Origin of the sequence: Mycobacterium paragordonae, from assembly GCF_003614435.1 — a bacterium.
GTDB lineage: Bacteria > Actinomycetota > Actinomycetes > Mycobacteriales > Mycobacteriaceae > Mycobacterium > Mycobacterium paragordonae.
This window is the reverse complement of sequence record NZ_CP025546.1, coordinates 1,990,714-2,004,360: the sequence shown is the minus strand read 5'-3', so window position 1 is coordinate 2,004,360 and position 13,647 is coordinate 1,990,714. Positions and strand designations below refer to the sequence as shown.

The following is a 13,647-nucleotide window of genomic DNA, read 5'->3' as shown; positions in this document are numbered from 1 at the left end:
TCGGTAGATTCACACTCGCTATCGGCCGCTGGAAGGGAGCCCGGGTGGACAGCGACGTCAGCTACATCCGCACCGAGCCCGACCTGCCACCCGTCGCCATCATCGACCGCTCCCCGATCACGCTCAGGCACAAGATCCTCTTCGGTGTAATCGCGGCGACCGGTGCCGCCGCCTGGGCGATCATCGCGTTCGTTCGCGGCGAGACGGTCAACGCCGTGTGGGTGGTGGTCGCCGCGGTCTGCACCTACGTGATCGCCTTCCGTTTCTACGCACGGTTCATCGAAGCCAAGATCGTGCAGCCCCGCGACGACCTCGCCACCCCGGCCGAAATCCTGGAGGACGGCACCGACTACGTGCCCACCGATCGCCGAGTGGTGTTCGGTCACCACTTCGCCGCGATCGCCGGCGCGGGCCCGCTCGTCGGGCCGGTGCTGGCCACCCAGATGGGTTACCTGCCCAGCAGCATCTGGATTGTGGTGGGCGCGGTACTCGGCGGTTGCGTGCAGGACTACCTGACCTTATGGATCTCCACCCGCAGACGTGGCCGTTCGCTGGGTCAGATGGTTCGCGACGAGCTCGGCGGCGCCGCCGGAACGGCAGCCCTGCTGGGCATCCCGGTGATCATCACGATCATCATCGCCGTGCTCGCGCTGGTCGTCGTTCGTGCGCTCGCGCAAAGTCCGTGGGGTGTCTTCTCGATCGCCATGACCATCCCGATCGCCCTCTTCATGGGTTGCTACCTGCGGTTCTGGCGTCCCGGGAGAATCTCGGAGGTGTCGGCGATCGGGGTGGCGCTGCTCCTGCTTGCGGTGATCTCCGGCGACTGGGTCGCCCGAACATCCTGGGGCGCAAGCTGGTTCACGCTCTCGCCGGTCACGCTGGCCTGGCTTCTCATCATCTACGGCCTCGCGGCCTCGGTGCTGCCGGTATGGCTGCTGCTGGCGCCGCGCGACTATCTCTCAACGTTCATGAAAGTCGGCACGATCGCGCTGCTGGCGATAGGCGTGTGTGTCGCGCGGCCGGCCCTGGAAGCGCCCGCGGTGTCGCGGTTCGCCATCAGCGGCGACGGCCCGGTGTTCGCCGGCTCATTGTTCCCGTTTCTGTTCATCACCATCGCGTGCGGTGCCCTGTCAGGTTTCCACGCGCTGGTCTGCTCCGGCACGACGCCGAAGTTGCTGGAGAAGGAAGGGCAGATGCGGCTGGTCGGCTACGGAGGCATGCTCACCGAGTCGTTCGTCGCCGTCATCGCCCTGCTCACCGCGTCAATCCTCGACCAGCACTTGTACTTTGCGATCAACGCACCGTCGCCGCAGACTCACGACACCGCGGCCGCCGCAGCGCGGTATGTCAACGGACTGGGCCTGGCGGGACCGCCGGTGACCGCGGACCAGGTCAGCCAGGCCGCTGCCGACGTCGGCGAGAAGACGATCGTCTCGCGCACCGGTGGTGCCCCGACGCTGGCGTTCGGTATGTCGGAAATTCTGCACCGGGTGTTCGGGGGCGCCGGCCTCAAAGCCTTCTGGTACCACTTCGCGATCATGTTCGAGGCACTGTTCATCCTGACCACGGTCGACGCCGGCACCAGGGTCGCGCGTTTCATGGTGTCCGACGCGCTCGGCAACTTGGGCGCCCCGATGCGCAAGTTCCGCAATCCCAGCTGGCGGCCGGGCGCCTGGCTGTCGAGTCTGGCGGTCGTCGCCGCCTGGGGCAGCACGCTGCTGCTCGGGGTGACCGACCCGCTGGGCGGCATCAACTCGCTGTATCCGTTGTTCGGAATCGCCAACCAACTGCTTGCGGGCATCTCACTGACCATCATCACGGTGATCGTCATCAAGAAGGGCCACCTGAAATGGGCCTGGATCCCCGGGGTCCCACTGTTGTGGGATCTGTCCGTCACGCTCACCGCGTCATGGCAGAAGATCTTCTCCGGAGACCCCAAGCTCGGTTACTGGACGCAGTACTTTCAGTACTCGGCGGCCCGCGACGCCGGCAAAACGTCCTTCGGTTCGGCCGTCAACGCCCGTCAGCTCGACGACGTGGTCCGCAACGCCTTCGTGCAAGGAACGCTGTCGATCGTCTTCGCCACGGTGGTCCTGGTGGTCGTCACCTCCGCAATCCTGGTGTCATACCGAGTGATTCGGGGCTCTGGCACACCATTGAGCGAAGACGATCAGATGAACTCCCGTCGCTTCGCCCCCGCCGGATTGATTCCCACCGCGGCCGAACGTGATGTCCAGCGTCAATGGAATCAAGTTTCCGCTACGCGCCCCAGCTAGTCAGATCCCTTGCCGGTAAGCCATTCTCGGCACAGTAGTTCAGGTAGCGCTCGAGGCTGCTCTTGTGGTTCTCCTGCCACAGGATCCGGTTGTCGGAATCGAGGAACAGCAACTCGCCGACCATGACGAAGAAGATCTCGCTGTCTTCAAAGCTTTCGGGGGCGTGCGAGGAGCCGGCAACCTCGTAGAGGGTGTCGCCGGCCCGCGCGACCCAGTCGCTCTCCTTGTACCGCCAGGCTCCGCTAACGGTATGCGCCACCACGATTCCGGTGTGATAGTGGGTTCCGAGTTCCAGCCCTGCCGGAATCTTCATCGAGACGATCATCTCTGCCCGCACCGGGTCGACTTTCCAGTACTTCAAGAAGATCTGCTCGCTGAGCGGTGTGAACGGTATCCATGGGTTGTCCGGCCCGCTCATGTAATTGGCGTCGAGTTCCCGCAGCGCTTGCATCTTCTCCTCCTCGTCCGGATCGGCACCATAGCCGATGCCGGAAGACGTTAGGAAACAGCCGGGCTGTGCGCTCGGGGCACGGCAACAGAGTTCACCCGAGCAATTGTGTTGCCGTCACAAACCGCGGTGCCCGCTGAGCCCGCGCAGCGCCGGCAGCAACGCCAGTGCCAGCGAAATCTCCAAGGTGTTCGCGTCGATCGGGCGACCGAGAAGTTGTTCAGCCTGGTGGACGCGATAGCTGACGGTGTTGGGATGCACCGTGAGTCGTTGCGCGGCCTTGCCCGGGCTCCGGCTTTCCTCGAGGTACACCGCCAGAGTGGCGGCAACACGGAATGTCGCTTCGTCTTCGGCGGCCAATGGACCAAGGACGCGCTTGACGAATGCCACGGCGTGCTCGCCGTCCGCGCTGGCAAGGGCGGCGACGGCGACGTCGCGGTAACGGGTCACCGCCGGGGCGCGCTCGCCGAGCAACGAGGCAAGCCGGTGAGCATGCGAGGCCTCGAGATGGGTGCGACGGAAGCCACCGATCCCCCATCCCGGCTCACCGATCGCCACCGAGACCCCGACCGGGGATTCGGGCTCCTCGACCATGCGCTTCAGCTCGGATGCGGTAAACGCCTGCGACCGGCTCAGCCAGGCCGTGATTGCCATCGAACCGGCGGGAAGGACCATGGGGCTCTGCGCCGACATCGCCGAAGCGAGCCGCCAGAGCGCCGCAGTCAGCCCGGTTTGCGCCTCCGGGTCATCAATTGGAGCATCCAGCCAGGCGTGCACCCCGAGGTGGTGCCGGTTGAGGTCGTAGCGCATTCGTTTCGACGCGTGCTGCGGGTCTGCCTCGGTTCCGGCCAGGATGTCATCGACCGCCGCTGCCCGGGCGGCTGCTGTGCCCCGGAGCCACGCTTCCCGCTCGGTTTCATAGTGATGCTCCGCCTGAACCAGGATCCGGTCGGCGTAGGCGAACATGTAGTCGGTCGCGAGTTCAAGTGCTGCCGATTGTTCGGAAGTCGATGCGCTCGTGGTTATCTGGTTGAACATCCAGTGCCACGTTTTCTCGTGCGCCAGACGCACGGACCGAAACAGGTCGTTGAGCGGAATGCCTCGTTGCACTCCGGAGCGGGCAATCAGGACGGTCGACGGGGTCATGTCGAGCCGACGCGGATCGTCGCCCGTGTCGATGCAGTGGGCCACTTGGCGCAGGCTGTCCTCGACGCTGGTGACCTGCTCGGACACTGCCGGCGCGTCGGGAACGATCGCCGGAACCTCCGACTGATACCAGTCGACTATCTCGGCAGCCAATTGGGTTGCACACGAACGCAGTTGCGAAGACATAGGCCGCAGGACCTCTTGCCACACACGGGCGGCGGCCGGCTCCCGGAGCGGCCGCCATTGAGGCTCCATAGGGGCAGAATCTAATCCGGTTGTGCCGCGGTCACAATGCTCGGCTGGTGCGGGTGACCACCGCGATCAACTCCCGGGCGGCAGCAGCATCGACTGCCAGGTACGTGGGCCGGCGGGAGCAAGGTCGGACTGGGTGTAGACGCGTCCATCGGGGCCGACGTAACTGCCGGTGGCCGGATCGTATTCGGCAGCCGGGACGGGTAGCGGCGGCAGCTGCGGAACGGGAAGCGGCGACAGCTGCGGGACAGGTTGCCCCGACAGCGTCGCGTTCGGGTCACCTTTCCAGTTGTAGCCGTCGTTGAGCGGTATGTAACTCTGGTCGCTCTCGCACATCGCGACCGTGGGAGCGCGTTTGCCCGGCTGTTCGACGCACGGTGTATTGCGAACGCCGCGAACGTTATTCGGCGAGTCCTGGGGCACCCGGCAGTACAGGTCGCCCGGCGGTCGGTCCGGGTGGTCTTCCCAGGACGGCACCCGCTGCTGCTGGGCCGGCAGGTACCCGGTGGTGCACGGCGGCGGCAGGTTGAGCCGCAGATTGAAACTGAGGAAGGCTCCCCGGTAGGCCTGTTTGGTGTTTCGGTTGGGGACGCCGATGGCTTGAATGGTCGCCACCGCCTGGGGAAGCAGCACCAGCAGCTGCTCGATCCCGGCGTGATAGGTCAGCGCGACCTGGCCGACGCCGATCAGGTTGGACAGCAGGATCGGCAGCGTCGGGTTCAGCCGGTCCAAAAGCCGGCGCGCCTCGGCGGCCGCCGGACCCGCGTCGCGCAGCACGTCCCGCAGGGCGCCGTCGTTTCGTTGCAGCCCCGAGCTGATGTCGGCGAGGTGAGCGGCCCACTGCGTTACCGCGTCCGGGGACGCCGCCTGGCTGTCGAGCACCGGCTTGGATTGGTCGATGAGGGTGAGCAGCGGGCCCAGGTTCTTGCGGGCGTCGCTGGATAGCGTGCTGGTACCCGTCACCAATCGGGACAGTTCCGGCCCCAGGCCACCCACGGCGGTGAAAGACTCGTCCACAACGGTTTTCAGGCTGTCGCGCGGGATCGCTTCCATACCCCGGTTGACCGAGTCCAGCAGGGTATCCAGGTCCGGCGGCACCGACACGCGGTCTCTGGTGATCACGTCGCCGTTGCGCAGCGGGCGGGAATCCCGGCGCGGCAACAACGCCACGTACTGCTCACCGACTGCCGATTGGCTGTGCACCTGAGCATCGAGATCAGAGGGGATGTCGACGCCCGATTTGAGCGAAAGCACGGCCGCGACACCGGTATCGGTGAGGCGCACGCTCTCGACCCGGCCGACCTCGGTACCGCGATAGGTGACGTTCCCGCTGACGTAGAGGCCGGCGGCCTGCGGCAACTGCACGGTGACTTGGTAGCGTCCCACCCCGAACATGGCCGGTAGCTGCATATAACCCAGGGCCATCACGGTGCCACCCACCACCGCGACGATCCCGAAGATGGCCAGCTGGATCAGGATTCGTCTCGTCAAGGGTGGCATGTCAGGGCCCCTGGTCCCAATGGTAGGGAGCCACAAGGGGATTGCCTGCGGTGGCGGGACTGGGCATCTGGCCGATCGTTCGGCCCCACTGCAATTCGAGTTCGGTCAGATTGCCCTCGAAGCGGGTGCCGGTGAGGAAGGAGGCGTCCAGCCGGCTCAAGGTCAGGTCGATGATCGCGGTCAGGTTCGCGTAGTCGCCGCGGGCCCACTTGCTGATCGTGTCCTTGGGGAACGGGTAGGTGGGCAGCAGACCCAGGGAGCGCGTCAGAGCCGGGCCGGCGTTGGCCAGTGATTCCAGCACCGGCCCCAGCTCCTTCAGCTCTTTGACCAGAGCGTCTTTGGTCTGGTTGACGGAGTCGGCCGCCAGGGCGCTGAACTTGCCGATCTGATCCAGGGCATCGACCAGTTGTTGGCGCTCTTGCCGAAGAGCCGCAAGCGCATTCGGCACCGTCGCGAGCGCGCGGTCGAGCACGGGCCGCTGGTCGGCGAGCTGGCCGACCAGATTGTTAAGGCGTTCGGTCGCGGACAGGATGTCGTCGGTCTGATCATTCACGGAGCCGGTGAACCGGTCCAGCTGCTCGATCAGGCTGCGCAGGTCATCGGCCCGCCCGGACAGAGCCGTGCTCAACGACTCGGTGATGTCCTGAATCTGTCCGATACCACCGCCGTTGAGCAGCAACGAGATAGCCGCCAGGGTCTGCTCCGTCGACGGGTAACTGCCGGCCGACGCCAGGGCGATCAGCGATCCCTCCCTGAGCTTGCCCTGCGGTGGGACGTCGGCCGGCGGGGCCAGTTCGATATGCAACGAGCCGAGCAGGCTGGTCTGCCCGATCGTCGCGGTTGCATTGGCCGGCAGGTCGACGTCACCGTTGAGCCTGATGGTCAGCAGTGCATGCCACGCCTGCCGTTCGATCCTGGTGACGTTCCCTACCGTCACGTCGCCCACCTGGACACGGGAGTTCTGCTCGAGGGTGCCCACGTCGGGCAGTTGGACGTGGATCGTGAAGGAGCCGGGACCGTTCCCGGTACTGCCCGGCAGCGGTAATGAATTGAGGCCGCGCCATCCACAACCGCCCAGACCCAGCATGACTAGAGCCAGCAACAGAGCTGTGGTCCCACGGCGGATCATCGGCTAGCCCCTTCCGGTAGCAGCAGTCCCGGTAGTCCGTCGGCGGGGTCGGTGGCGTGAATTTCGGCCGGCAACGGCGCAAGGCCAACACCCAAGGGCGTAATCGGCTGTGGCGGTACGTAGTCCGGCCGCAGCCAATCCTCGCTGTAGGTCACCTCATTGGGGCGCGCGGTGGCGCCGACCACCGTGTTCTCCCCCAGCGGCGGGAAGTTGTACTGCCGGTTCTTGATGATCGGCGCCAGATACTGGACACACAACTTCGCCGACTGTTGATAGCCCAGCCTCGACGCCGCCTGTATGGCCCCGCAGAGAAACGCGATGGGGTTCGCGAAGTTGTTGAACGCCGGCGCACCGCTGAGCGTGCCCTGCGCCGGCTGGTAGATGTTCATGAAGTTCTGCAGTTCGGTCGGCGCGATGTGCAGCGCCTGCTTGATATCGCCCAGACTGCCGTTGAGCACCTGGGAAACCGACGCCAGCTTGTCCGCCGAGGTACCCAGCGCTTCTCGATTCTCGGCCACGAACCCGGTGACGTCGCGGGCCACTTCGGCGACGGCCGCTACGGCGTTGCCCACCTCGTTCGGGTCGTTGGCCAGCAGTCCGGTCACCGCGGCGAGATTCTGGTTGAGTTGTGTCATCAGGTCCGCGCTGCTCTGCAGCGCCGAAACCAGGATCGACAGATTGCGCACCGTGCTGAAGAGGTCGTTGCTGTGGTCCGCGATCGCTGAAACCGCTTGGGAGAGTTCGACAAGGGTGTCGCGGATGCTCGCGCCCTGACCCCGCAGGTTACTGGCGGCGGTGTTGACCACCGCCCCCAGTGCGCTGACATCGCCTGGCCGGGTCGGCTGCAGCAGTTGCGCGAGTCTTTCCAGATCCGAGCGCAAGTCGTCCCACTCCACGGGAACGGCGGTGCGCTCCAGCGGGATCACCGCATTGGTATGCAATTGCGGTCCGCCCGTGTAGGCCGGTGTCAGTTGGATGGCACGCGACGTGACGAGTGACGGCGACAGGATCACCGCTTTCGCGTCGGCGGGCACCTGGTACTTCGAGTCGTAGAAGAAGGTGATCTTGACGCGTTGCGGCTGCGGCTCGATGGTGTCGATCTTGCCGACGGCCACACCCAGGATGCGCACCTCGTCACCGGCGAAGATGCCGTTGCTGTTCTGAAAGTAGGCGACGACTCTCGTTTTGCCGGGCGTCGCCAGCCCGTGCCAGGCCGCCGCGACTCCGCCGATGAGGGTCAGCACCAGCACGGCACCCAGTCCGATTCGAATAAACGGTCCGATTCGAATAAGCGGTCCGATTCGAAAACCAGACCCGACACGAACACCCGACTTGATGCGAATAATGTTGCTGTTCATCGTGGTTCCCCCGGAGCAGGCACGAACACCGGCGGGTGAGTGGGTACCGGCGGCGGGGCGGTCTGACCGGGTGCCAAGGCCGGCGGTCCCGGTGGCGGTCCGCCGGGCGGCGGTGCGGGTGGCGGTTCCCGATAGGGATAGCGGGGATCGCCAGGATTGCCGGTGATGGCGTCGGGAAGGGTCAGCCGCGGCTTACCGCCCTGGCCGGTGCGCGGGTACGGCATCGGCAGTGCCGGGGTGCCGGGCTGCCCGACCTCCGGGTCGGTGAGTTGTGAAGGCAACAGCACATTGGGGTCCAGACCGAGGTCGGAGAACGCGGCGTCGACGAAGGGCTGAATGAACTGGCCCGGGATCAGGTTCGCGATGTAGAAGTTGAACCATGGTCCGGTGGACATGGACTCGCCCAGCGACAGCGCATAATCATTGAACTTCTTGATGGCCAGCGCAATCCGTTCTTTGCGATTGTCGACGATCGCCAGCGCCGCATTGAGCCTGTCCAGCGTCGGCCTGAGGGTCTGCCGGTTTTCGGCGATGAAGCCTTTGAGTTGACGGCTCGCCGCCTCGATGTTGCCGGATAGCTCGTCCAGCGCACGGCTCTGGCTGCGCAATTGGGCCAGGACCGCGTTGGTGTCAGCGACCAGACGCACGATCTGGTCGCTGCGCTCGGCAAGCACCGTCGTCGCCTTGTTCGCGTTCGACAACAGGTTTCGCAGTTGCGCGTCCCGGTCGGCCAGTACCGCGGAGAACCGGGCTACCCCACTCAGCGCGACCTTGAGATCGGGCGCGGTGCCGGAGAAGGTGTCCGCCAGCACGCCCAGTGATTCGGAGAGCCGGTTCGTGTCCAGTCCGCTGATCGTCGCTGCGAGATCCCCGAGTGCGTCGGGTAGCTGGTAGGGCGATGTGGTGCGCTCGAGCGGAATCGGGCCGCGCAGCCTGCCGTCGCCCCGGGGGGTGACCTCCAGGATCTTCGCACCCAGCAGGCTTTTGGTCTTGATGGATGCCTCGCTGCGTTCGCCGAGCCGGATATGTTTGTCGACCTCGAAGGTGACCAGCACCCGCGGCCCGTCCAGGGCAATGCTGTCGACCTTGCCCGCCTTGTATCCCGAGACCTGCACCGCGGTCCCGATCAGCAGCCCGCCCGCTTCGGCGAAGTAGGCCGAATACTCTTTATTGGACTTGAAGAACGGCAGCTTGCTGTACGTCAGGGCGGTCACGACCGCCGCGGCGACGACCACCACCCCGACCGCGCCGACGATAAGCGGATTGCGCTCCGAGAAATACTTCATCGCGGCGTGCACCTCCCCGACGGCTGACCGATCACCTTGACGTAAACCGGTTGCCCCCCTTTGCCATTCACTTTCAAGATCAGGTCACACAGGTAGAAGCTGAAGAAGTCGCCGTGTAGGCCCTGCCGATTGAGCATCTGATAGGCATCGGGCAGCGTGTTGAGCAGATCGTCGAAGTAGTCGTGATCGGCCAGGACGAGACCCGCTATCCGGTCCGACTCGTGCAAGGTCTTCCCCAGCGGCTGCCGTCCCCGTGCCAGCAGATCGGTAATGGAGCCGGCGGCCGCGTTGGTGTAGGCCAGTGACGTGCTGAGGTCCTGTTTGTGGTCAGCCAGCGTGGCCAGCAATTGCGACAGGGCGTCAACGGCTTTGGCGAACTGGGTACTCTGGTCGCCGAGCGATCCGAGCACGGTGTCCAAGTTGGCGATGACCTGCCCGATCAGCCGGCCCCGATCCGCGAGCGTGTTCGTCAGCGCCGCGGTGCGCACCAGGACTGAGCTGATGGTGGCGCCCTCACCCTGGAATGCCTTGATCAGCTCGCTGGACAGCACGTTGACCTGGTTGGGATCCAGCGCGTGGAACAGCGGCCGGAAGCCGCCGATCAGGGCGTCCAGATCCAGTGCGGGAGCGGTCCGGGTCAGCGGGATCGTCCCGCCGGGTGCGAGTTGCCTTGTGCCGCCGCCCCCTTCCTCGAGAGCGAGATAACGACCGCCGATCAGATTCTGGTACCGGATGACCGCCCGGGTGCTCTCGGTCAATACCACGGAATCGTCAGTGCTGAAGTCGACCAGCGCGGTGCCGTCGTCCTGAATCGAGATCTTCTTGACCTGGCCGACTTCGACTCCGGCGATGCGCACGAAGTTGTCGGCCTCCAGCCCCGAGACATTGCTGAACGACGCCCGGTACTGCTTCTCTTTACCGAACCGCAGGTCGGCGAAGATGGCCAGCATCGCGACCAGGCCCAGCACGCATACGGCCATGAAGATGGCGAGCCGCCAGATCGCGCCTAGCACAGTCATTCTCACGTGGGCTGCTCCTATGTCCTAGTGCCCGCTCGGGGTGGGCTGCACCTGGGCGGGCGCCGGTGGCACGAACGGCTCGGATCCCGGTGGCGCCGGGCCGGATTCACGCGGCGCACCGGGCGGGGGCGCCGGCGGCAGCCCCGGGTAGAGCGGAGTCCCGTCCGGGGCGTATTGCGCGGCGCCGTAGGGCGGCGCCCCGGGATACGGGATGGGTCCCGGCGCCGGCCCGCCCGGGTAACGGATGCTGGGCGGCTCGGGCACCCCCCGGGTGATGGGGAGGTAATCGGCGTACGCCGGGAACGCGATGCCCGGATTGGGCCGGATGTCGAGGCCCGTTCCCCAGCCGGTGTCCGTGATGAGTTGCCGCAGCGGCCAATTGGCGGCGACATCGGGCAGGGAGCCGCAACCCGGCTTTCCTCCGGGGCCGCCCTTTGCCCCGACGATCGGCAGGTTCTGCGGATATCGGTATTGATCGGCGCCGAACAGTGGAGTGCTGTCGATGACCAGGGAGTACCCGTTCGCGCCTCCGGTGGCCTCCAGGTAGCCGGTATCCAGGGCGAGCTTGGCGCCGACCAGCATGCACGTCAGCCCGGGGTTGTATTTCATCAGCAGGCTCGTGGTGGGCTCCAGCAGGTTCGCGGCTCGAATCAGGTTGTCCCGGTTCGCTCCCAGAACTTGGATACCGCTGCGCGACAACCCGATGACGTTGGCCAGCAACGCATCCAAGTCGGGTGCGTCCGAGATGGTCGAGCCCGTGACACTGGCGCCGTCCAGTGCCCGCAGAATGTCTTGTGCGGCAGCGCTGTACGTGTCGGCGACCGTTGCGGCCGCACGGGTGTCGGCGCGGATGGTCTCCGCTCGCGGGTTGACCGCCAGTAGCACCTCATTGGCGTCGGTGATGCCCTGGCCGATGGCTGCGCCGTGACCGCGCAGACCGTCGGCCAGCGCCGAGAGCACCCCGTTCAGCTTGGCCGGGTCGATCTGGCTCAGTACCTTGACCAGGTTGGCGAACATCGTGTTGACCTCGGTGCCGACACTGTCGACCTTGATCGCCGCGCCGGCGGCCAGCCGTCGGCGATCCGGATCGCTGGGGTACACCAGGTCAACGTATTTCGCGCTGAACAACGTGGTCGCCCGGATGCGGGCCCGCACGTTCGCCGGGATGTATCTGATCTCCCCCGGGTACATGTCCAGCCTGATGCGTACCTCGTCTTTGCCGGTGCTGATGGCGCCAACCCGGCCCACCTGCACGCCACGCATCTTGACCTTGCCGCCGCGATCCATGACCAGACCCGCCCGGTCCGAGATCAAGGTCACCGGAACATACGATTTGAAAGACCCGCTGAACAGCGCCGAGGTCGCCACGACGACGCCGATGGTCGATACGAGCAGTATCAGGGTCCACCACGCGGGATGCATTCCCCCCGGGCGTGATTCCTGCATGGCTACCCCGATCTGCCCGCTAGCCCGACAAGTTGAAGTGACCGGACTGGCCGTGGACAGACAGCGAGATCGCCAGCACCACAAGGGTCAACACGATCAGGGAGGTGCGTACCGAGTGGCCCACCGCCTCCCCGACTCCGGCGGGCCCACCGCGGGCGGTGTAGCCGTAATAGGTGTGCACCAACATGATTGCGATCGCCGCGACGATCACCGTGACGAATGACCAGAGCAGGTCGATCGAGTTGAGGAAGGTGTGGAAATAGTGGTCGTACACCCCGGTGGACTGCCCGTACAGCCTGGTGGTGCCGAATCGTGCGGCCTGGAAGGCGCACACCACGGCCACGCAGTACAGCGGGATCACCACGACGACTCCGGCCACCACCCGGGTGGAGACCAGGTAGGCCACCGACCGGACAGCCATCACCTCCAGCGCGTCGATTTCATCGGCGATGCTCATCGCCCCCAGTTGCGCGGTGGAACCGGCTCCGATGGTGGCGGCCAGACCCACGCCGGCCACGGCCGGTGCGATGATCCGGACGTTGACGTAGGCCGAGATGAAGCCGGTCATCGCCTCCACGCCGATGCCCGAGAGCTGGTTGTAGCCCTGCACGGCGATGACGGCTCCGGTTGACAGGGTCAGGAAGCCGACGATGACCACCGTCCCGCCGATCACTGCCAGCGCACCGGTTCCCATGCTCATCTGGGCGACGAGTCGTACCATCTCTCTGCCGTACCGCCGGAAGGCCGTGCGCATCTCGGTGAACGTCCGGGCGTAGAAAGCCACCTGGGCGCCAACGTGATTCCAGCTCGCCACCAAACTCATTGCGGCCCCGTGTAGAAGACCGCCGTGGCGACGATGTTGATCAGGAACAGGGCGATGAAGGAGTAGACGACCGTCTCGTTGACGGCGTTGCCCACACCTTGCGGCCCTTTGCTCACGGAAATGCCTTTGTAGCAGGCGATCAGGGCCGCCGCCATCCCGAACAGCGCTCCCTTGACCAGTCCGAGGATCAGATCGGGCAGGTGGGTGATCAGCGTCAGGCCCGCGGCGAAGGCCCCCGGGGTGACGTGCTGAACGAACACCGAGAAGACGAAGGAGCCGGCCAGCCCCACCAGGGTCACCAGCGACACCAGGGACACGGCTACGACGGTGGCGGCCAACACCCGGGGCGCCGCCAGCCGGCGAATGGGATCGACGCCCATCACCCGCAACGCGTTGAGCTCATCGTGGATCGCGCGGGAACCGAGGTCGGCACACATTGCGGTGGCTCCGGTACCGGCGACGACGAGAACCGTCACCACCGGCCCGATCTGGGTCACCGACGCGGTGGCCGCCCCGGTGCCGGAGAAGTCGGCGGCGCCGAACTCCACCAGCAGGATGTTGAGGGTGAATACGACCAGCACCGTGAACGGAATGGTCAGCAGCAGCGTCGGAATCAGCGAGACCCGTGCGACGAACCAGCTCTGCAGCAGGAATTCGCGCCACGGAAATGGCAGCTTGAACATCGCCACCAGCGTGTCCAGTGACATCGCGAAGAACTCGCCGACCGCTCGCAGCGGCCTGGTGACCCTCTCCAACTCAACTGAAACCATCGGCGGCTTCCTCTACTTTGCGCGATGCCGGCCGGTTCAGCTTGCGTAACGCGCGCGCCGCCTCACTAGGGTCTTAGGTCGCCAACTTACGTCCCCGAAAACACTTGCGTACTGGCTGGCTCCCAACTATTTCCGCCTATTCCGCGGCGCTCCCCACTCACGGCGCGCGCTGGCGGCCCGAAACCGATCACCTG

The 13,647-nt window shown here is 65.6% G+C and carries 11 protein-coding genes; 1 reads left to right on the top strand and 10 read right to left on the bottom strand.

Features of this window, described 5'->3' with window-relative positions:
- The first annotated feature begins 20 nt into the window (after window positions 1-20).
- Window positions 21-2,276: a carbon starvation CstA family protein gene (locus C0J29_RS09400; RefSeq protein ID WP_120792151.1), complete on the top strand. Its 2,256-nt coding sequence runs from the start codon at window positions 21-23 to the stop codon at window positions 2,274-2,276.
- On the opposite strand, the gene C0J29_RS09395 is transcribed toward C0J29_RS09400, so the two are convergent.
- The 10 genes from C0J29_RS09395 to C0J29_RS09350 form a co-directional block, all read right to left on the bottom strand.
- Window positions 2,260-2,727, bottom strand: a complete 468-nt coding sequence (locus C0J29_RS09395) for a 2,4'-dihydroxyacetophenone dioxygenase family protein (protein ID WP_065043089.1) — start codon at window positions 2,725-2,727, stop codon at window positions 2,260-2,262. The two genes, C0J29_RS09400 and C0J29_RS09395, sit on opposite strands and share 17 nt — an antisense overlap.
- Window positions 2,728-2,841: 114 nt before the next feature.
- Window positions 2,842-4,023, bottom strand: coding sequence for a PucR family transcriptional regulator (locus C0J29_RS09390; RefSeq protein WP_242460400.1), 1,182 nt, complete (start codon window positions 4,021-4,023; stop codon window positions 2,842-2,844).
- A 168-nt stretch (window positions 4,024-4,191) separates the two neighbouring features.
- Window positions 4,192-5,622, bottom strand: a complete 1,431-nt coding sequence (locus C0J29_RS09385) for an MCE family protein (RefSeq protein ID WP_120792150.1) — start codon at window positions 5,620-5,622, stop codon at window positions 4,192-4,194.
- A 1-nt stretch (window position 5,623) separates the two neighbouring features.
- Window positions 5,624-6,751, bottom strand: coding sequence for a virulence factor Mce family protein (locus C0J29_RS09380; protein WP_065043012.1), 1,128 nt, complete (start codon window positions 6,749-6,751; stop codon window positions 5,624-5,626).
- On the bottom strand, window positions 6,748-8,010 hold the full coding sequence (locus C0J29_RS09375; RefSeq protein ID WP_370530925.1) for an MCE family protein: 1,263 nt from the start codon (window positions 8,008-8,010) through the stop codon (window positions 6,748-6,750). Before C0J29_RS09375 ends, C0J29_RS09380 begins: the two co-directional genes overlap by 4 nt.
- A 95-nt stretch (window positions 8,011-8,105) precedes the next feature.
- Window positions 8,106-9,395, bottom strand: coding sequence for an MCE family protein (locus tag C0J29_RS09370; protein WP_120794643.1), 1,290 nt, complete (start codon window positions 9,393-9,395; stop codon window positions 8,106-8,108).
- Window positions 9,392-10,414 carry an MCE family protein gene (locus tag C0J29_RS09365; protein ID WP_120792148.1) on the bottom strand — a complete coding sequence of 341 codons (1,023 nt, stop codon included), beginning with the start codon at window positions 10,412-10,414 and terminating at the stop codon, window positions 9,392-9,394. The genes C0J29_RS09370 and C0J29_RS09365 overlap by 4 nt, the downstream gene beginning before the upstream one ends.
- Window positions 10,415-10,438: 24 nt before the next feature.
- Window positions 10,439-11,860 (bottom strand): MCE family protein, encoded by a 1,422-nt coding sequence (locus C0J29_RS09360; RefSeq protein ID WP_120792147.1) that lies wholly within the window; start codon window positions 11,858-11,860, stop codon window positions 10,439-10,441.
- Between the two features lie 19 nt (window positions 11,861-11,879).
- Window positions 11,880-12,683: an ABC transporter permease gene (locus tag C0J29_RS09355; RefSeq protein WP_065043015.1), complete on the bottom strand. Its 804-nt coding sequence runs from the start codon at window positions 12,681-12,683 to the stop codon at window positions 11,880-11,882.
- On the bottom strand, window positions 12,680-13,453 hold the full coding sequence (locus C0J29_RS09350; RefSeq protein WP_120792146.1) for an MlaE family ABC transporter permease: 774 nt from the start codon (window positions 13,451-13,453) through the stop codon (window positions 12,680-12,682). Before C0J29_RS09350 ends, C0J29_RS09355 begins: the two co-directional genes overlap by 4 nt.
- Window positions 13,454-13,647: the final 194 nt, after the last annotated feature.

What these genes read in the sequence shown, in the direction of transcription:
- C0J29_RS09395 (WP_065043089.1), bottom strand. Translation starts at nt 2,727, where the DNA reads ATGCAAGCGCTGCGGGAACTCGACGCCAATTACATGAGCGGGCCGGAC.
- C0J29_RS09380 (WP_065043012.1), bottom strand. Translation starts at nt 6,751, where the DNA reads ATGATCCGCCGTGGGACCACAGCTCTGTTGCTGGCTCTAGTCATGCTG.
- C0J29_RS09370 (WP_120794643.1), bottom strand. Translation starts at nt 9,395, where the DNA reads ATGAAGTATTTCTCGGAGCGCAATCCGCTTATCGTCGGCGCGGTCGGG.
- C0J29_RS09355 (WP_065043015.1), bottom strand. Translation starts at nt 12,683, where the DNA reads ATGAGTTTGGTGGCGAGCTGGAATCACGTTGGCGCCCAGGTGGCTTTC.
- C0J29_RS09365 (WP_120792148.1), bottom strand. Translation starts at nt 10,414, where the DNA reads ATGACTGTGCTAGGCGCGATCTGGCGGCTCGCCATCTTCATGGCCGTA.
- C0J29_RS09385 (WP_120792150.1), bottom strand. Translation starts at nt 5,622, where the DNA reads ATGCCACCCTTGACGAGACGAATCCTGATCCAGCTGGCCATCTTCGGG.
- C0J29_RS09350 (WP_120792146.1), bottom strand. Translation starts at nt 13,453, where the DNA reads ATGGTTTCAGTTGAGTTGGAGAGGGTCACCAGGCCGCTGCGAGCGGTC.
- C0J29_RS09360 (WP_120792147.1), bottom strand. Translation starts at nt 11,860, where the DNA reads ATGCAGGAATCACGCCCGGGGGGAATGCATCCCGCGTGGTGGACCCTG.